This window comes from Streptosporangium sp. NPDC049078 (genome assembly GCF_040648855.1).
Lineage (GTDB): Bacteria > Actinomycetota > Actinomycetes > Streptosporangiales > Streptosporangiaceae > Streptosporangium.
In genome coordinates, this window is sequence record NZ_JBEZEL010000010.1 from 23,639 (window position 1) to 40,860 (window position 17,222).

At 70.3% G+C, this 17,222-nt stretch carries 18 protein-coding genes; 11 read left to right on the top strand and 7 right to left on the bottom strand.

Translation table 11 applies throughout. The features are described from left to right. The first annotated feature begins 144 nt into the window (after positions 1–144). The 4 genes from AB0B90_RS18105 (at position 145) to AB0B90_RS18120 (ending at position 2,958) form a co-directional block, all read left to right on the top strand. A complete protein-coding gene (locus AB0B90_RS18105; protein WP_350949874.1) occupies positions 145–528 on the top strand; it encodes a metalloregulator ArsR/SmtB family transcription factor in 384 nt (127 codons plus the stop codon). Continuing rightward, complete coding sequence (locus AB0B90_RS18110; protein ID WP_350949875.1) at positions 525–1,169, top strand: SRPBCC family protein; 645 nt, start codon at positions 525–527, stop codon at positions 1,167–1,169. The genes AB0B90_RS18105 and AB0B90_RS18110 overlap by 4 nt, the downstream gene beginning before the upstream one ends. 318 nt (positions 1,170–1,487) lie before the next feature. Beyond that, positions 1,488–2,300, top strand: coding sequence for an aminoglycoside 3'-phosphotransferase (locus AB0B90_RS18115; RefSeq protein ID WP_362923529.1), 813 nt, complete (start codon positions 1,488–1,490; stop codon positions 2,298–2,300). A gap of 118 nt (positions 2,301–2,418) precedes the next feature. Continuing rightward, positions 2,419–2,958, top strand: a complete 540-nt coding sequence (locus AB0B90_RS18120; RefSeq protein ID WP_350949877.1) for a dihydrofolate reductase family protein — start codon at positions 2,419–2,421, stop codon at positions 2,956–2,958. Between the two features lie 233 nt (positions 2,959–3,191). On the opposite strand, the gene AB0B90_RS18125 is transcribed toward AB0B90_RS18120, so the two are convergent. After that, positions 3,192–3,977, bottom strand: a complete 786-nt coding sequence (locus AB0B90_RS18125; protein WP_350949878.1) for an SAM-dependent methyltransferase — start codon at positions 3,975–3,977, stop codon at positions 3,192–3,194. Then, on the bottom strand, positions 3,961–4,857 hold the full coding sequence (locus tag AB0B90_RS18130) for a helix-turn-helix transcriptional regulator (protein ID WP_350949879.1): 897 nt from the start codon (positions 4,855–4,857) through the stop codon (positions 3,961–3,963). Before AB0B90_RS18130 ends, AB0B90_RS18125 begins: the two co-directional genes overlap by 17 nt. A gap of 440 nt (positions 4,858–5,297) precedes the next feature. Between AB0B90_RS18130 and AB0B90_RS18135 the strand changes: the two genes are divergently transcribed. Both AB0B90_RS18135 and AB0B90_RS18140 read left to right on the top strand, forming a co-directional pair. Then, positions 5,298–5,486: a hypothetical protein gene (locus AB0B90_RS18135; RefSeq protein WP_350949880.1), complete on the top strand. Its 189-nt coding sequence runs from the start codon at positions 5,298–5,300 to the stop codon at positions 5,484–5,486. 12 nt (positions 5,487–5,498) lie between these two features. Continuing rightward, positions 5,499–6,464, top strand: a complete 966-nt coding sequence (locus AB0B90_RS18140) for a universal stress protein (protein ID WP_362923532.1) — start codon at positions 5,499–5,501, stop codon at positions 6,462–6,464. 75 nt (positions 6,465–6,539) lie between these two features. Here the strand turns inward: AB0B90_RS18140 and AB0B90_RS18145 are convergent, their stop codons facing one another. Then, the gene (locus AB0B90_RS18145; protein WP_350949882.1) at positions 6,540–6,896 is read right to left on the bottom strand and encodes a spore germination protein GerW family protein; all 357 of its coding nucleotides are present in this window, start codon (positions 6,894–6,896) and stop codon (positions 6,540–6,542) included. A gap of 305 nt (positions 6,897–7,201) precedes the next feature. On the opposite strand from AB0B90_RS18145, the gene AB0B90_RS18150 reads away from it, so the two are divergent. The 4 genes from AB0B90_RS18150 (at position 7,202) to AB0B90_RS18165 (ending at position 11,033) form a co-directional block, all read left to right on the top strand. Beyond that, the gene (locus AB0B90_RS18150) at positions 7,202–8,056 is read left to right on the top strand and encodes a universal stress protein (RefSeq protein WP_350949883.1); all 855 of its coding nucleotides are present in this window, start codon (positions 7,202–7,204) and stop codon (positions 8,054–8,056) included. Between the two features lie 281 nt (positions 8,057–8,337). Next, entirely contained in the window at positions 8,338–9,285 is a 948-nt protein-coding gene (locus tag AB0B90_RS18155) for a TIGR03557 family F420-dependent LLM class oxidoreductase (RefSeq protein WP_350949884.1), read from the top strand. A gap of 21 nt (positions 9,286–9,306) precedes the next feature. Further along, a complete protein-coding gene (locus AB0B90_RS18160) occupies positions 9,307–10,488 on the top strand; it encodes a zinc-dependent alcohol dehydrogenase (RefSeq protein WP_362905981.1) in 1,182 nt (393 codons plus the stop codon). Positions 10,489–10,559: 71 nt separating this feature from the next. After that, positions 10,560–11,033 carry a hemerythrin domain-containing protein gene (locus AB0B90_RS18165; protein ID WP_362905983.1) on the top strand — a complete coding sequence of 158 codons (474 nt, stop codon included), beginning with the start codon at positions 10,560–10,562 and terminating at the stop codon, positions 11,031–11,033. A 239-nt stretch (positions 11,034–11,272) separates the two neighbouring features. Here the strand turns inward: AB0B90_RS18165 and AB0B90_RS18170 are convergent, their stop codons facing one another. The 4 genes from AB0B90_RS18170 to AB0B90_RS18185 all read right to left on the bottom strand — a co-directional run bounded on the left by AB0B90_RS18170 (position 11,273) and on the right by AB0B90_RS18185 (position 15,144). Then, on the bottom strand, positions 11,273–11,560 hold the full coding sequence (locus AB0B90_RS18170; protein WP_350949887.1) for a Fe-S cluster assembly protein HesB: 288 nt from the start codon (positions 11,558–11,560) through the stop codon (positions 11,273–11,275). 104 nt (positions 11,561–11,664) lie between these two features. Beyond that, entirely contained in the window at positions 11,665–13,032 is a 1,368-nt protein-coding gene (locus AB0B90_RS18175) for an FAD-dependent oxidoreductase (protein WP_350949888.1), read from the bottom strand. A gap of 160 nt (positions 13,033–13,192) precedes the next feature. Beyond that, the gene (locus AB0B90_RS18180) at positions 13,193–14,779 is read right to left on the bottom strand and encodes a multicopper oxidase domain-containing protein (protein WP_362923535.1); all 1,587 of its coding nucleotides are present in this window, start codon (positions 14,777–14,779) and stop codon (positions 13,193–13,195) included. Continuing rightward, on the bottom strand, positions 14,731–15,144 hold the full coding sequence (locus AB0B90_RS18185) for a hypothetical protein (RefSeq protein WP_362923537.1): 414 nt from the start codon (positions 15,142–15,144) through the stop codon (positions 14,731–14,733). The genes AB0B90_RS18180 and AB0B90_RS18185 overlap by 49 nt, the downstream gene beginning before the upstream one ends. A 570-nt stretch (positions 15,145–15,714) precedes the next feature. Between AB0B90_RS18185 and AB0B90_RS18190 the strand changes: the two genes are divergently transcribed. Further along, entirely contained in the window at positions 15,715–17,088 is a 1,374-nt protein-coding gene (locus AB0B90_RS18190; RefSeq protein ID WP_362923539.1) for an extracellular solute-binding protein, read from the top strand. Positions 17,089–17,222: the final 134 nt, after the last annotated feature.

Here is a 17,222-nt window from a genome sequence, read left to right on the forward strand (position 1 = left end):
GGACCTTCGGCGATCCTGGAGGTGTCGACCTCCGGCAGGGGCTCGGGCCCTGGGGGCGGTGGTGTTGTGGCCGAAGGCGGGTGAGTCCCGCCGCCCATATAGCAGTGTTGACTTATATAAGTGAATGCTGAAACAATGTGTCCTGTGCAGGCCTTCGATGTTCTCGGTGATCCGGTCCGGCGCCGGATCCTGGAGTTGCTCGCCGACGGTGAGCGGAGCTCCGGTGCGATCACCGCGGTCATCCGGGAGGAGTTCGAACTCTCCCCCTCGGCGGTTTCGCAGCATCTGCGGGTGCTGAGGGAGAACGGGTTCGCGAAAGTCCGGGCCGAAGGCGTCCGCCGCCTGTACGCCATGGACTCCGCCCCCCTTCGGGAGATCGACCTGTGGCTGGAACGCTTCCGCCGGTTCTGGAGTCGGCACCTGGACGTGCTGGCCACCGAACTCACCCGCGGCGAACGCCACCCGACCGACGATCCGGGCGCGGCGGCCGACGGTCGCCCCCCTGCCAAGGAGAAGAAAAATCCATGATCGACATCATCGCCCAGATCAACGCCATCAACCGTGAGGTCGGCAACCGGTCGACCGCCGACGGCGAGGCCGTCGGCGTCCTGCTGCGACGCCGCTACGAGGCGCCGATCCATGACGTGTGGGAGGCGCTGACCGACCCCGACCGGATGAAGCGCTGGTTCCTGCCGATCAGCGGTGATCTGCGGGTCGGCGGCGACTTCCAGTTGGAGGGCAACGCGGGCGGCCGGATCCTGCGCTGCGAGCCTCCCAGCCTGCTGAAGGTGACGTTCGGCGGCGAGAGCAGCCTGGTCGAGTTGCGCCTGTCCCCCGACGGGGAGGAGGCGACCACCCTCGAACTCGAGCACACCGTCCCCCTGGAGATGGCCGGCAGCGGCGCGGGCGCGCTCTATGTCGGGCCAGGATGGGACGGCGCCCTCATGGCGCTGGGCCTGTTCGTCGCAGGGGAGGTGAGTGACGACCCGGTCGCGGCGGCGAACTCGCCGGAGGGCCAGGAGTTCTGCCGGCAGTCGGTCCACGCGTGGGTCGCGGCGATCGAGGCCTCGGGCACCGCCGACCCCGCCGAGATCGCCGCCGCGACCGAGGTCTCGCTGGCGCAGTTCGCCCCGGACGTCGGCTCCCCCGTGGAGAAGGGGAACGCCTGATCGAACGGCGATCGGCCGCACGCGCACCGCGACGGGTGCCCGCGGTGGATCAGGCGATGCCTGCCGCGGGCACCGGAGCACGGGCCGGGCACCTTACGGGGAGCCGTCGGTCAAGGTTCGTGTCGGCGCGCGCGGCCTGCCGAACCGTCCCGGGGTTGGTGTCCCAGTACCCCGGTCCCGTCACGGCCCGGTAGGGCGCCCCGCCTCGGCCGTGCGACCAGGACGCGTCGTCTTTTCCTGCTCGTCCGCGCGGCGGGTCCTCTCCGGCGGGAAAACCGTTTGCCGCCGGCGCCGCGCCTATGAAGGATGGGGGTTCTCATGAGCCGTCCCGTCATCTCCGAGATCCCGACCGGCCCCGTCACCGTGCCCGGCGTCGTCACGGCGCTCGCCGCCGGTGACACCGTCACCCCGGTGTGGCGCAACGAGCTCGGCGGGCTGACGTTCCGCCTCGAAGACGGACGCGGCGGCATCAGATACGCCAAGTGGGTCGCCGCCGGCACCCCGGAGATCGACCTTCAGGCGGAGGCGGAGCGCCTGATCTGGGCACGGAGATGGGTGACCGTCCCGCGGGTCCTCGAGCACGGTACGGACGCCGACGGCGCGTGGCTGGTCACGGTGGCGGTTCCGGGCCTCTCGGCGGTGGATCCCCGCTGGAGCGACGCCCCGGCGACCGCGGCGGCCGCGATCGGCCGGGGACTGCGCCTGCTCCACGACACCCTGCCCGTGGAGCGGTGCCCGTACGAATGGAGTGTCGAGCGGCGGCTCGCGCGTGCCGACGAACGCGTCGCCGACGGCGAGGGACCCGCAGACTGGTTCCCCGAGCACCGGCACCTGGGAATCGCGGAGGCACGGGCCCGCATCGGGAATCCCCCCGCCGTCGATCGCCTCGTCGTCTGCCACGGGGACGCGTGTGCCCCCAACACCCTGCTGCACGAGGACGGCACGTTCGCCGCGCACGTCGACCTGGGCTCGCTCGGGGTGGCCGACCGGTGGGCGGACCTCGCGGTCGCGGCGTGGAGCATGGACTGGAACCACGGCCCCGGCTACGACGGCGTCGTGTACGAGGCGTACGGAATCGTCCCCGACCCCGAGCGCCTCGCCTACTACCGCCTGCTGTGGGACCTGGCCTGACCGGCCGCGGCCGCCTGCCCGGCGAGAACCCGTAAACAATCCGTAAACGGGTTCCGCCACGCTGAAGGCACATCGAAAACAGCGGGCCGGAAGGCCGGCCACCCTTGAGGAGCAGGACATGAGCAAGGTCGTCGCAGTCATCTACATCTCGATGGACGGCGTCGTGGAGGAGCCCGCCTGGACCGGCCCGTACTGGAACGACGAGCACGCCAGGTTCCAGAGCGGCCAGCTGCACGCCAGCCGGGCGCTGCTGCTGGGACGCAAGACCTACGACGGCATGTCGCAGGCCTGGCCGAAGATGGAGGGCACGCCGGGGGCGGAGCAGATGAACGGCCTGCCGAAGTACGTCGCCTCGACCACCCTGCGGGATCCGGAGTGGAACGCCACCGTGATCAAGGGGGACGTCGCCGAGGAGGTCGCGAGGCTCAGGGCCGAGAAGGGCCAGGACCTGCTGATCTACGGCAGCGGCGAGCTGGTCGCCTACCTGATCGAGCACGGGCTCGTCGACGAGCTCAAGCTCTTCCTCCACCCGGTCGTGGTCGGCTCCGGCAAGCGCCTGTTCCCCGACGGTGTCGCCACCTCCTCCTGGAGGCTGGCCGGCACCGCGACCTTCAGCTCCGGTGCCATCGTGCTGGACTACCGTCCGGCCGCCGAGTAGCGTCGGCCCGCCGCCGAAGCCGCCGTGCGGGCCCACCTCCCGGGCGTGGCGGCTTCGGTGTCAGGTTGTGTCGCCGGACGATCCGGTCGGTGTGGCGCCCTCGACCGGCCGGCCGCCGCCGACGTATGCCGGCCATCGTTCGATCCACTGGACCTGGGGTGATCACCCGCCGTACCGGACCGGACGGAGCCGCCGGCCCGCGACGAACGGTCCGGCGGACGGAGCGCCGTCGCTCAGCGCGGTGGGATCCTGCCGAGGCCGGCGACGACCTCGAAGGCGTGCTCGGGGTAGGGATCGCCGTCGGCGGGGCGCCAGTCCGCAGCCAGGACGAGTCCGGGGTCGAGGAGTTCGAACCCCTCGAACAGTTCGCCGACCTCGCGCATGGTGCGAAGGTGTACCGGGTTGCGGGTCTGCCCGTACACCGCGAGCCCTGCGGACGCCTCGTCCTCCGGCATCGTGTCGGAGCAGGCGTGGGTCAGCCCCAGGTAGCTGCCCGGCGCGAGGGCGTCACGCAACTGTGCCATGAGGTCGTGCGCGGTGTCCCCGACGACGAAGTGCCACACCGCGACCGTGAACACGCCGATCGGCCTGGTGAAGTCGAGCGTGGCCCGCACCCGGGGATGGTCGAGGATCTCCTGTGGCCGGCGCAGGTCGCCGTGAATCGTCAGCACGCCGGAGTGGTCCACCGTCGACTGGTTGTGCGTGACGACCGTCAGGTCGTTGTCGACGTACACGACGCGGGCGTCCGGGTGGATCCCGCGCACGACCTGGTGGAGATTCGGGGGAGTGGGCAGGCCGCAGCCGATGTCCAGGAACTGGTCGACGCCGGCTTCCGCCATCGCCCTGGCGGATCGCAGCAGGAAGCCGCGGTTGGCCCGGCAGGCGTCGGGGACCGTCGGGAAATGAGCCACCAGCATTCTGACGGCCTCCCGATCCGCCGCGAAGTTCTCCTCGCCGCCGAGCATGACATCGTACATACGGGCCGCACTCGCCTGCGACGCGTCACTGGGATGGGTCACCTGATGCCTTTCCGAGAGGGGAACGGTCGTCCATTACGTGAATGCGGTCACAGATCCTCATGAGGAGCGCCGTCGTGTCGCCACGGTCGCGGGCCGCGAGCGAGAGCCGGTCGAAGGTGACGGCGTGCTCCTCCCGGAGGGACCGCTCGGCGACCTCGTCCCGCTGGCCGTGCATCGCGATCATCTGGGGCCGGCCGTGACCACTGCGAAAGATGGTGAAAGGCCCGTATCCGGGGATGAAGCGTGAGCCCATCGGATTCACCTGGATGCTGATGCCCTTCATCTGGGCGGAGGCGGTCAGCGCGATGAGCTGGCGGATGTGCGCGTCGATCCCCGCGATCGGCCGCCACAGCACGGGCTCTTCGATCACGGCCCACAGCACGGGCCGATCGTCGCCCGCGAGCACCTTCTGGCGGCGCAGCAGCTGTTCCACGTTCCTCTCGACGCGCGGGGCCGGGTCCGGGTATCGGCTCATCCGGTGGACCGCCGCCGCGTATTCCGGGGTCTGCAGGAGCGGTGGGACGACGAACGGCTGGTAGGTGCGGATGAGGTCCGAGGTCTGTTCCAGGCGCATCACCACCGCCGTGTCCAGCGGGAGTTCCTTGCTGTCCCACCAGCCGGGTTTGCGCTCGCCGAACGCCACCGACAGCAGCATCTCCTGCTGGTACGGGTCGACGACCCCGTACAGGGTGAACAGGTCACGCAGGTCGTCGCGGCGGAAGCCTCGCTGCCCGGTCTCCATACGGCTGATCTTCGACTCGCTGGCGCGGATGGCCTTGCCGGCTTCGGCGGCGGTCAGGTTGCACTGGAGCCGTAGCTGCCGGAGCCGGGCGCCGACGATCTGGCGCGCTATGTCGCCTGCGTCTGTGTGAGCGTTCACATCACCTCCGAGCGTCTCCGCCTGCCGGACCTGGACCGTCAGTGGGAACCAATGTCTTTTCCGTGAACTGCCATGTTTCTTGACTTGCCATGGCAAGATCGTCCAGAAGGCGAAATTGAGGCTATTGCTTATTTTCTCTCACTGCCTATGGATTTCAGGTAGTGTTCCATGAAATTTCAAGATCACAAAACTTGCGGAAGGCGCGTCCGGTCAAGGGCCACCCCGCAGGACGGCCCTTCTTCCTGAGCACGTCCGCGACGGCCAGGCCCGCCGATGAGCGCCCCCGTCCCCCGTCTGGGCCGCCCACCTGCCCGGAAGACGTCGTTCGACGGCGGGCGAGACCGGCGCGCGGGACGGAAGTCCCGGCCGGACGGGCCGTTCGGCCGCTGTGCGAACACCGCTGTGGCGATGGGATGGAGACACCCCCCGAGGAGGTCGACATGGCTGCGTATGTGGTGGTGAGTACGGTCTCGGCCCTCGCCGACAGGGCTCTCGCCGACAGAGTTGTCGGCGTCGTCGGCGTCGTCGGCGAGGTGTGGCGCGGCCTGAGGATCGTCGGCGTGCGCGAGCCGCGGACCCACGACATCCCGGCGCGCGTCCCGCCGTCCGGGTCTCGCCGGGGCGACTGAGGAGGGGGCGCCGTGCCGTTCTCATCGTTCGCCTCTTTCGACGTCTCCGCCGGGGAGAGGCCGTCACACCAGGACGGGTGGTCGTCGGCGAGGAGGGAGATCGTCGTCGGGTTCGACGGATCGCCGCAGAGCCGCGCCGCCGTCGAGTGGGCGGCGCGCGAGTGCCGCACACGGTGGATGGAGCTGACCGTCTGCCACGTCTGGGACGGCCCCCACGCCGAACGTGAGGCCGCCGTCACCGGACAGCGCCGCGCGTTCGCGGGCGGCATCCTGACCGACGGCGTGGAGCTGGCCGAACGGCTGCTGCCAGGCCGAACCGTGCGGTCGATCCTGGCGCGCGGCGCCGCCGGGCCGGAACTGGTCTCACTCGGCCGGACGGCGCGGATGCTCGTGGTCGGACGCCGGGGACTCGGCGGGGTCTCCGGCGTGCTGCTCGGTTCGGTGAGTGCCCATGTCGCCGCGTACGCGCCCTGTCCCGTGCTCGCCGTCCAGCGGCCGGACGTGACACCGCGGCCGGGTTCGGGGCAGGGACCCGTCGTGGTGGGGGTGGACGGATCCGCCTGCTCGCTCGCGGCCCTGGGGTTCGCCCTCTCCCACGGCCGGGCTCACCGGCTGCCGGTGCACGTGATCCACGCGTGCGCGGACACCCCGCACCGGACGGGGAGATTCGCGCGCTCAGCGGCCGGAGAGGACGTTCGGCGATGGGTGGAGGAGGTGGCGAGCGCGTTGGAAGGCGATCGCCGCGGCATGGTCGTCACCGCCACCGTCTCCGGTGAACCGCCGCTCGCGGCACTGCTGTCGCACGGCCATCGGGCGTCACTGCTGGTCGTCGGCTCTCGCGGGCTGGGGCCCCTCAGAGCGCGGCTCCTCGGGTCGGTGAGCCGAGGACTGCTGCACCACGCGTCCTGGCCGGTGGCCGTGGTGAGGTCCCACGGCCCGCACGGCCGTGGCCGGGAGCTCTCCTTCAGGGAACTTTGAGCCTGTCCGGCCTCTCCTGATCGGGGACCTTCGCCACGGGACCTGGAGCCCGGCCGGTTCGCGCGGGCTCGCGCGTCACCGCCTCCTCGCCGCCCTGGCACGCGCACGCACGATGGAGCGCACCGTCAGCAGGGCGGCGACGAGGACGATCTGACCGCCGAGGATGATGCGGTTGACGTCCACCGCGGGTTGCCAGCGGACCTCGGAGTCCTTGACGACGAACACCCCGGCGGCGGTGACGTCGAAACCGAACCCGCCCCCCGACCCTTCCGCGGCCTGCTCGCCCCCTTCCTTTCCGCCGCCCCCACCACCGCCACCGATCACCCTGGCCACGGGAATGATCGTCACACCGTCCTGGACGATGGGCTCGCCGAAGACCCGCCTGATCGAGACGGTGTCCTTCGCCTGTTCGAGAATCTCCGTGATTTTCATGGTGCCTTTTCCTTTCGACGGCCGATGTCCCCTCCATGATCGTGCGGAACACGGTGCCGGGGAAAGGGGCGAAGGTCCGCCCCCGAGGGGAGGCCGCTCCCCGGGGAGGGCGAAGGCCCCGGTCCTCGGGGAGGGCGAAGGCCCTGGTCCTCGGGGAGGACAAAAGCCCTGGTCCTCGGAGAGGACAAAAGCCCTGGTCCTCGGAGAGGACAAAAGACTCTGTCCACGCGCACCGAAGTCGGGACCTGTGGCCCTGGGGCCGGGCCGCCCGGCGCGGCTCTGATGGGAGGGAAGGGAGAACAGCCATGTCCGCTCTGATCATCGCCGGAACCGACGGCTCCATCGGCGCGACCGCCGCGGTCGGATGGGCCGCCGACGACGCCGCCCGTACCGGCCTGCCGCTGCGCATCGTCACCGCCGTGCATCGTCGGCCGAACGACATCTCCAGATTCCCCGTCCTCGACGGGGAGGAGGACGCGATGACCCGGGGCGCACGCGAGGTGCTGGACGAGGCGGAGGCGACGGCACGCACCCGGCAGCCCACCGCGGAGGTGAGCACCACGTTGGCCGAGGGCCCGCCCTCGTTGGTCCTGCGCGATCTGGCACGGGACGCGGCGGAGATCGTCATCGGAAGCCGTGGTCTCGGCGGCTTCGCCGGAGCCGTCATCGGTTCGGTCAGCATGCACGTCGCCGGGCACGCGCACTGCCCGGTCGTCGTGGTCCAACCGGGCCAGGTGCCGGCGTACGGCGAGATCACGGTCGGTGTCGACGACTCCGACGCCTGCGAGCCCGCCCTCGCCTACGCCTTCGAACAGGCCAGGCATCGCGAATGCACGCTGCGCGCCCTGTACGCCTGGCAACTGCCCGTGCGCGTCTTCGCCCCGGAGATCGCCTACGACATGGACGAGGTCCGCATCGCCCAGTACGCCGCTATGGCCGACCGGCTCGCCTCCTGGCGGCAGAAGTATCCCGAGGTGAGCCTCATCGAGGACGTTCGGTGCGCGCACCCGGTCGAGGCACTCGCCGAGGCCTCCAAAAAGGGGGACCTGCTCATCGTCGGCTCCCACGGCCGAGGCACCCTGGGCTCGCTGCTGCTGGGGTCGGTCAGCCGGGGTGTCCTGCACCACGCGCACTGCGCCGTCGCGGTCGTTCGCTCGTGACGACGTTCACGGCCACCGTGGCGGCCACTGTGGCGGCCACCGTGGCGACCGTGTGCCCCGTGCGAGCGCTCGAGGCATCTGTGGAAACGACCTGAGCCCTTCCCGCCCGCGAGTGCGGCGAGAGGCCGGCCGGGACCCCTTTCTCCCAGGAGATCTCACTTCGGGAGGGCCCGGAGGAGGTCAGGCCCGCGCCGGGCACCCGTACGGCGCGGCCCTCCGTTTGCCCCGCACGGACGGGGTAGGGGGGACATCGCCGCAGCTCAGGCCATCCGGGAGGGGAAATGACCAAGTTCGGATACTTCTTGTCGAGCGAGGAACACGGTCCGGCGGAACTCGTACGGCAGGCCAAACTCGCCGAGCGGGCGGGCTTCGAAGGGCTGTGGATTTCCGACCACTTTCACCCATGGCTGGACGTGCAGGGGGAGAGCCCGTTCGTCTGGTCGGTGATCGGGGCGGTGGCCGAGGCGACCTCGCTGCCCATCACCACCGCCGTCACCTGCCCGCTGATCCGCACCCACCCGGCGATCATCGCGCAGGCCGCCGCCACCAGCGCGGCGCTGTCCGGCGGCCGGTTCCAGCTCGGTGTCGGCACCGGTGAGGCGCTCAACGAGCACATCCTCGACTCACGCTGGCCCCCGGCCTCCGAGCGGCTGGAGATGCTGGAGGAGGCGGTCGAGCTCATGAGGGAGTTGTGGAGCGGGAAGCTGGTGACCCATCGGGGCACCCACTACAAGGTCGACACCGCCCGCCTGTACACCCTTCCCGACGAGCCGCCGCCCGTCTACATGTCCGCCTTCGGGGACAAGGCCGTGCAGCTGGCCGGGCGCATCGCCGACGGCTACATCTGTACCTCCCCGAGTGCCGAACTGGTGGAGAAGTTCCACAAGGCCGGTGGCGCGGGCAAGCCATCCCAGGGCGGGCTGAAGGTCTGTCACGCCGCCGACGAGGCCACGGGCCGCAGGACCGCGCACCAGCTCTGGCCCACCCAGGGCATCAAGGGGGAGGCATCGCAGCTGCTGCCACTGCCCCGCCACTTCGAGGATCTCGCCGAGGCGGTCACCGAGGACGAGATCTCCGCCCCCTGTGGCCCCGACCCCGAGGTGCACGTCAAGGCGATCAAGGAGTACGTGGACGCGGGCTTCGACGAGATCTACATCAGCCAGATCGGCAAGGAGCAGGACGCCTTCTTCGACTTCTACGCCAAAGAGGTCCTGCCCCGGCTGCGCTGACATCCATCCGAGGAGGAGAACATGAAAGCTCTCACCTGGCACGGCAGACGCGACGTACGGGTCGAGGAGGTTGCCGACCCGATACTCAAGGAGCCGAACGACGCGATCATCAAGGTGACCACCAGTGCGATCTGCGGATCGGACCTGCACCTGTACGAGGTCCTGGGCCCCTTCATGGGCGAGGGCGACATCCTGGGCCACGAGCCGATGGGCATCGTGGAGGAGGTCGGCTCCGAGGTCACCTCGATCAAGCCGGGGGACAGGGTGGTCATCCCGTTCAACATCTCCTGCGGCCACTGCCACATGTGCGGCCTGAACCTCTTCGCCCAGTGCGAGACCACCCAGGTCCGTGACCAGGGCATGGGCGCGGCCCTGTTCGGCTACACCAGGCTGTACGGCGAGGTTCCCGGCGGGCAGGCCGAGTACCTGCGGGTCCCCGAGGCGCAGTTCGGCCCGATCAAGGTTCCCGAGGGGCCGCCGGACGAGCGGTTCGTCTACCTGTCCGATGTGCTGCCCACCTCCTGGCAGGCGGTGGAGTACGCCGACATCCCCGACGGCGGGAGCGTCACCGTCTTCGGGCTCGGCCCGATCGGGCAGATGACCTGCAGGATCGCCAAACATCTGGGCTACCGGGTCATCGGCGTCGACGGGGTGCCCGAGCGGCTCGCGATGGCGCGCCGTCACGGCGCCGAGGTCCTCGACGCCTCCGCGACCGCCGACATTCCCGGCGCGGTCAGGGAGCTCACCGGAGGGCGCGGCACCGACTCGGTGATCGACGCGGTCGGTATGGAGGCGCACGGCTCCCCGGTCGCCAAGTTCGCCCAGACCGTCACCGGCCTGCTGCCCGACGCGATCGCCGCCCCGCTGATGTCCAGCGCGGGCGTCGACCGGCTGCGCGCGCTCAACCAGGCCGTCGACACGGTGCGGCGCGGCGGCACGATCTCCGTCGTCGGCGTCTACGGCGGCATGGCCGACCCGATGCCGATGCTGAGGATGTTCGACAAGGGCGTCACCCTGCGGATGGGCCAGGCCCACGTCAAGCGCTGGATCGACGACCTGATGCCGCTGGTGACCGACGACTCCGACCCTCTGGGGGTGATGGACCTGGCCACCCACAGGCTCCCTCTCGACCAGGCGCCGCACGGTTACGAGATCTTCCAGAAGAAGCGGGACGGGGCGATCAAGGTTCTTCTCAACCCCTGACGCACCGGACAGGTCGCGAGAAGAACCACGAAGAACGTCACCGGAAGAACACGAAGGGGAAAAGGAGAGGAATGGACGCGATCGTTCTGCTGAAGGACGACCACAAGACCGTCGAGAAGCTGTTCAAGGAGTTCGAGAGCGCGGGGGAGCGGGCGTACAAGAAGAAGCGGGAGCTCGTCGACCAGATCATCGAGGAGCTCACCGTCCACGCTCACATCGAGGAGCAGATCTTCTACCCGGCCGCCCGTGAGGGCGCTCCCGAGACCTCCGACCACGTCCTGGAGAGCGTCGAGGAGCACCACGTGGTGGTCTGGATGCTCTCCGAGCTGGCCGGGCTCGACCCCGAGGACGAGCGGTTCGACGCCAAGGTCACGGTGTTGATCGAGAACGTCCGCCATCACGTCAAGGAAGAGGAGGAGGAGTGGTTCCCGGAGGTGCGGGAGGCGATGGGGCGCAAGAGACTCCAGGAGATCGGTGAGGAGATGGAGAAGGCCAAGGCCGGGGCTCCCAGGGACCCGCTCGCCCTGAGCAGCGCCCGCGCCTGACCCTCTTCGCGCACCTGTACGAACCCCGCAAAGGCATGACCCCTCCGAAGTCGGATCCCGGAGGGGGCATGCCTTTGCGGGCACAGGTCCCGGAGGGGTACCGCGCCTTGGCGGGAGATCTCTTCCCGCCGGCTCGGTGACGGCCTTTGGGAAGGGCCGGGCGGGAGCCCCGCGACACGCACGGGCCCCGGCCCCCCGATGGGGGCCGGGGCCCGCGTGCGCCGGGGTCCGTTCCGGCGTCAGGGAAGCTGTTCGGTGACGAGAAACGCGACGCCGCCCCCCTCGTCGACGTCGGCGTCCAGCGACTTGTCGTCGAGCATGTCCACGACCTGCGGGTCGAGGAAGATCCGTGCTCCTTCCGACTCCACCACCCTGTCGGCGGACTCGGGGTGTTCCGCGATCGAGAGCACGAGCGATCCGGTTCCGTCGCTCTGGGATGAGATGCGCACCCCGGTATCGGGGGAGTCTGTCATCTGCGAGCTGAGATCCCGGATTACCTGGGCTGCCGTGTCCGTCAATGTGAGCATTGCTACTCCTTGTCGGTATCGGGACTTGGATTCTTCGCCCTTGCCCGCTCTCATCCGCCCCAACCATCCCCCCGGATTTTCTCGCGGCGACCACGATCGGCCGATCATGCGGGATGCCGGTCAAGGCGCTCTGCCGCCTTGCGCGCGGCGATCAGGACCGGGTCCCACACCGGGGCGAACGGGGGAGCGTACGACAGGTCGAGCCCCGTCATCTCCTCCACCGTCATCTCGTGCCACAGGGCGACGGCCAGGGCGTCGATGCGCTTGGCCGCGCCCTCCTGGCCGACGATCTGGGCCCCCAGCAGGCGGCCCGTCCCCCGGTCGGCGATCACCTTGATCTTCATCGTCCGGGCGCCGGGAAAATACCCGGCGCGCGTGGTGGACTCCACGATCTCGCCGACCGGTTCGAACCCGGCCTCCAGCGCCTGCGCGGTCGTCAGGCCGGTGCGCGCCACCTCGTACTGGCAGATCTTGGAGACCGCGGTGCCCACGACACCGGGAAAGGAGGCGTACCCGCCGCCGATGTTGATGCCCGCGACGCGTCCCTGCTTGTTGGCGTGGGTGCCCAGCGCGATCGCGACCGGCCGCCGGGAGACCCGGTGGAAGGTCTCGACGCAGTCACCGGCGGCCCAGACACCCTCCACCGGGGTCCGCATCCGCCGGTTCGTCCTGATCCCCGAGGTCTCGCCGACCGGGATGCCCGCGGCCTCGGCCAGCGCGCTGTTCGGCCGGGTGCCCAGCCCCAGGACGATCAGGTCCGCGGGCAGGGCCCGGCTGCCGGTGCGTGCCGCGCGGACCCGCCCCCCTGATTCCTCGAAGCACTCGATGCGTTCGCCGAGGTGCACCTGGACCCCCAGATCGCGCAGGGCGTCGGTGATGAGGGCGCCCATGTCCGGGTCGAGCGTGCTCATCGGCTGCTCGCCGCCGTCGACGAGCGAGACCTCCAGTCCACGCCGCACCATCGCCTCGGCCATCTCCAGGCCGATGTAGCCCGCGCCGACCACCACGGCCCTGCGCGGCCCGCGCTCCAGGGCCTCCAGCAGCGCGATGCCGTCGTCCAGGGTCTGCACCCCGTACACGCCCCTGGCGTCGGCGCCGGGCAGGTCGGGCCTGGCCGGTACGGCGCCGGGGGCGATCACGAGCTGGTCGAAGGGCTCCAGGCCACGGCGGCCCTCCTCGTCGCGCACGGTCACCACGCGCCGGTCCAGGTCGATCTCGACGACCTCGCTGCGCAGCCGCAGGTCGATGGCGAACTCGTCGCGGAACACCTCGGGACGACGGCTGATCAGCGACTCCACGTCGGCGACCTCCCCGCCCACCAGGTAGGGGATGCCGCAGGCCGAGTAGGAGGCGTGCGCTCCCTTCTCGAAGGCGACGATTCGCAGGTCCTCGGGCCCGCGCCGGCGCCTGGCCTGGGAGGCCGCGCTCATCCCCGCGGCGTCGCCGCCGATCACCACCAGTCGTTCCGTCATCGCCTCATCCCTCGTGTGGACCGCCGATGCTACGGCTTCCTCCCCGGGACACGCTCAAACGGGTACGCCGCCACGCCGTGCGCCTGAGGCGGGTCCTCGGCTTCCTCTTCGGGACACGCTCAACGGGCGCCCCGCCACGCCGTACGCCTCCGGCGGGCCCTCAGACCACCTCGAAGTCGGCCATCATCGCCATGTCCTCGTGTTCGAGATTGTGGCAGTGCAGCATGTAGCGCCCGCGGAAGCCTTCGAAGCGCACCAGGACCTCCACCACCTCGTACGGGCGCAGGTCGACGGTGTCCTTCCAGCCGCCGTCCGTCGCCGCCGGGGCCCTGCCGTTGCGTGACAGCACCAGGAAGTGGGCCAGGTGCACATGCACGGGGTGGTGGAAGTCGCTGGTGAGGCGCCAGATCTCGGTGGTGCCGAGCCGGGGGCGGGCCAGCGGGACACCGGGCCGGAAGGGCAGGCCGTTGATCGTCCAGGCGGCGTCGGGGCCCACCCCGGTCCTGCGGAAGTCGAAGAGACGCGAAGCGGCGGCGGACGACCTGAGGGCCGGTTCGACCGCGGCCAGGCGATCGGGCACCGCGCTGTCCTCCCGGGCCCGGCGCGCGACACGAAAGCGCATCACGTCGCGTGTCCGGCCGGTGCCGAGGGTGTTGACCATCGTCACCTCGCTGCCGACCGGGTAGGCGGAGAAGTCGACGACCACGTCGAACCGTTCGGCGGGGGCCATCGTGATCGCCTCGTGCGCGACGGGGGCGGCCAGCAGCCCGGCGTCGCTGCCGACCTGGACGAACCGGCCGCCGGGGGTGAGCTGCAGCCGGTAGCGGCGGGCGTTGGAGGCGTTGAGCAGCCGCAGCCGGTATCGGGTGGCCGAGACCTCGAGCACCGGCCAGGGAGCGCCGTTGACCAGGATCACGTCACCCTCGACGCCCTGCATGTAGGCGGCCTCGACCCCGGCGCTCACCAGCAGGCTGGGATCGGTCGCCGGGTAGCGGAACGAGCCGTCGGCTTCGAACGCGCGGTCGCAGATCATCAGGGGGACGTCCCGCTCGCCCCTGGGCAGCGGCAGCGCGTCGTCCTCGTCATCCCCGACGATCATGAACCCGGCGAGTCCCCGCCAGACCTGCGGGGCGGTGAAGTCCATTCGATGGTCGTGGTACCAGAGCGTGGCGGCCCGCTGGTCCAGCGGGTACGCGTAGTCCCTCGCCCCGGCGTGCAAGGTCCACTGGGAGGGGTCCACGAGCATGCCGTGGTGGGAGTGGCCGCCGGGCGGGGGCCGGAAGCCGCGTCCGGCGGCCACCACCAGGTCGGTGGGGTAGCCGTCCGAGCCGGACGGGGTGACGCCGCCGTGCAGGTGCGTGGAGGTCGGCACGGGCAGCTCGTTGCGCACCCGGATCGTGACGGGGCTCGCGCGCCTCACCGCGAAGGTGGGGCCGGGGAAGGTGCCGTCGAATCCCCACACCTCGGTCGTGGTCCCCGGGATGATCTCCACCTTCGCGGGACGCTGGACCACCTCGTAGTGTCCCGGCCCGGTGGGGCGCGCCACGGCGGGGATCGGCAGCGGGACGGTGAACGGCCTGGGCAGCGGCAGCGCGCTGGACAGGACCCGGCCGGAGACCTCGGCCGACACCGAACCGCAGCCCGCCGCGGCCAGGCCCGCCGCGCCGAGCGCGCCGCCCAGGAAAAGCCTTCTGGAGATCACGCCGCGCCCCTCCGCTGCCCCCGCCAGGTCCAGGCGGTCATCCACACGGCGAGACCGAAGATCACCATCGCGAGCGGGATGTGCGGGGCGACCAGGCGCTCCATGCCCAGCAGGGTCTGGACGTTCAGCAGCACCGCCTGCAGGACGCTCACCCACAGCGGCCACACCGGGCCGCGCGCGGGGCGCCACAGCGCGATCGCGGCGATGAGCTGCAGGCCGACCAGCACCGTGGTCACGGTGGCGTTGAGGCTGTGGTGGGCGAGCAGGTCCACCTCGCCGGTGACGAACATCCCGGCGATGATCGCCTGCCCCAGCACGGTCGCCAGGTGCAGGGTGGCGGTGGCCCGCAGGGACCAGACGATCCAGGCGGGCACGCGGGCCCGGCAGGTCGAGGCGGGCGGGGAAATCATGGACACCTCCGTCGGATTGTGGTGTCCAGGCTCTCGGCCACGGGCTCGGGCGTCGTCACCCCGAGGGCGGGGCTTGGCCGTACTCCCGGTGGCGTACGAGCGTGCGACCGCGCCCCGGGGTGTACGGCCAGGGGAGTATGCGGGGCCGCCGCGCCGCCGGGACGCGTCGGACCCGCTCACGGGGCGTCATCCCTGCGAAGGGATGTCGCCTTTCCGGTACGTGATGCAAATATTTGCGAAAAATGTAATCCACTTTCATGTGCGGCACCGATCGATGCCGAGGCTCTGTCGAGGGCGAGCCGTCGTCCGGTCCCGAATCGGCAGTCCTGTGCCTCCATCGCCCCTCTGGCGGAGGTCTGGGTCCATATCGGGCTGACCGTTCCGTGTCACCGATTCCTCCTGCCGCCGTCGGTCGCGCGGACGGGGAGGGGGCCCGCTGAGGGCCAAGAAGTTACAGGGGGATGGCGGGCCGATCACTGTCACTTTTTTGCATCTGAATAGGTGGACTCTTGCTGCACTCTGCACGCCTCTATATCTTTCTCGTAACCGACCCGCCAAGGAGTGCCTCGGATGAAATCCCCCAAGCTCGCGATGCTGCTCGCCGCGGCCATCGCGCTCACCGCCGCAGGGTGCGGCAATGACGACAGCGGATCCCCGGCCGCGGACAGCACGCCGGGTGCCGCCGGGGCCGAGGCTCCGGTCACGATTTCCGTCGGCTGTCAGCCGCCGAAGAGCAACCCGCTGGAGCGGACCGCCTGGGACGAGGACGTGGCGGCGTTCAAGAAGCTGCACCCGAACATCACGATCGAGAGCAAGGACGCCTTCCCCTGCATCAACCCCGACACCTTCCAGGCGAAGCTGGCCGGTGGGTCGATGGAGGACGTCTTCTACGTCTACTACACCGATGTCAAGAAGATCATCAGTGCGGGCCAGGCCGCCGACATCACCCCGTACGCCGGCGGCGTCACCAAGCTGAACGACCTGCGCCCCGACGTCCTCGGCATCTTCAAGGAGGGCGAGAAGCTCTACGGCCTGCCCAGGAACAACTACTCGATGGGCCTGGTCTACAACCGCAAACTCTTCACCCAGGCCGGCCTCGACCCCGACGCGCCGCCCAAGACCTGGGCCGAGGTGCGCGACGCCGCCAAGAAGATCAGCGACCTCGGCCCGGGATACGTCGGTTTCGGTGAGTACAGCGCCGGCAACACCGGCGGCTGGCACTTCGCGGCCTCCCTCTACGGGCGCGGCGGCGAGATGGTCACCCCCGACGGCAGGGCCGCGGCCTTCAACAGCCCCGAGGGCAAGGCCGTCCTGGAGAACCTCAAGACCATGCGCTGGACCGACAACAGCATGGGCGCCAAGCAGCTCCTGCAGTGGGAGGACCTGATGCGGATGATGGGCGGCGGCAAGCTCGGCATGATGATCGGCGCCCCCGACGTCGTCCAGGCGGTGAACAACGACTTCAAGGGCAAGTTCGAGGACTACGGGGTCACCGCGCTGCCGGAGGCCAAGGCCTCGCTCAACGGCGGCGACGGCTACATGATCCACCCCAAGGCCACCCCCGAGAAGATCAAGGCCGCCCTGCTGTGGCTGGAGTTCCACGAGCTCACCCCCGGCCAGGGCCAGTTCGACTACGCGCGCAGCAAGCAGCAGGGCCGACCCGTCGGCCTGCCGATCCCCGACCTGTACGGCGACACCGCGCCCGGCAAGGAGATCACCGAGCTGCGCAAGGCGAACGCCACCGTGCCCGTGGAGAACTTCACCCCCTTCGTGGACGGTTCCGCGGCCATCCAGAACAAGCTTGAGCCGCCGAAGTCCCAGGAGCTCTACGCGATCCTCGACGTGCCCATGTCGGCGGTGCTGACCAGGCAGGACGCCGACATCGACAAGCTGTTGGCCGACGCCGAGGCCAAGGCGAACAAGGTGCTGGCGAAGTCGAGCTGACCCGCTGATGCCGGGGTGGGGGGGGGGGGGGGGGCGCCCCCCCCCCCCGGGCGGTATAGGGGGGGGGGCCCGCACCAACCAGAAACCGGGAATTGGGGCGCAGGGGGGACCGCGGGCGGGGGGGGGGGGAGTTC

Excerpts from the sequence above, each read along its gene's own strand:
- AB0B90_RS18160 (WP_362905981.1), top strand. The coding sequence starts at position 9,307 with ATGAAAGCTCTCACCTGGCACGGCAGACGCGACGTACGGGTCGAGGAG.
- AB0B90_RS18175 (WP_350949888.1), bottom strand. The coding sequence starts at position 13,032 with ATGACGGAACGACTGGTGGTGATCGGCGGCGACGCCGCGGGGATGAGC.
- AB0B90_RS18135 (WP_350949880.1), top strand. The coding sequence starts at position 5,298 with ATGGCTGCGTATGTGGTGGTGAGTACGGTCTCGGCCCTCGCCGACAGG.
- AB0B90_RS18110 (WP_350949875.1), top strand. The coding sequence starts at position 525 with ATGATCGACATCATCGCCCAGATCAACGCCATCAACCGTGAGGTCGGC.
- AB0B90_RS18155 (WP_350949884.1), top strand. The coding sequence starts at position 8,338 with ATGACCAAGTTCGGATACTTCTTGTCGAGCGAGGAACACGGTCCGGCG.
- AB0B90_RS18145 (WP_350949882.1), bottom strand. The coding sequence starts at position 6,896 with ATGAAAATCACGGAGATTCTCGAACAGGCGAAGGACACCGTCTCGATC.
- AB0B90_RS18170 (WP_350949887.1), bottom strand. The coding sequence starts at position 11,560 with ATGCTCACATTGACGGACACGGCAGCCCAGGTAATCCGGGATCTCAGC.
- AB0B90_RS18190 (WP_362923539.1), top strand. The coding sequence starts at position 15,715 with ATGAAATCCCCCAAGCTCGCGATGCTGCTCGCCGCGGCCATCGCGCTC.
- AB0B90_RS18115 (WP_362923529.1), top strand. The coding sequence starts at position 1,488 with ATGAGCCGTCCCGTCATCTCCGAGATCCCGACCGGCCCCGTCACCGTG.
- AB0B90_RS18185 (WP_362923537.1), bottom strand. The coding sequence starts at position 15,144 with ATGATTTCCCCGCCCGCCTCGACCTGCCGGGCCCGCGTGCCCGCCTGG.
- AB0B90_RS18150 (WP_350949883.1), top strand. The coding sequence starts at position 7,202 with ATGTCCGCTCTGATCATCGCCGGAACCGACGGCTCCATCGGCGCGACC.
- AB0B90_RS18120 (WP_350949877.1), top strand. The coding sequence starts at position 2,419 with ATGAGCAAGGTCGTCGCAGTCATCTACATCTCGATGGACGGCGTCGTG.
- AB0B90_RS18165 (WP_362905983.1), top strand. The coding sequence starts at position 10,560 with ATGGACGCGATCGTTCTGCTGAAGGACGACCACAAGACCGTCGAGAAG.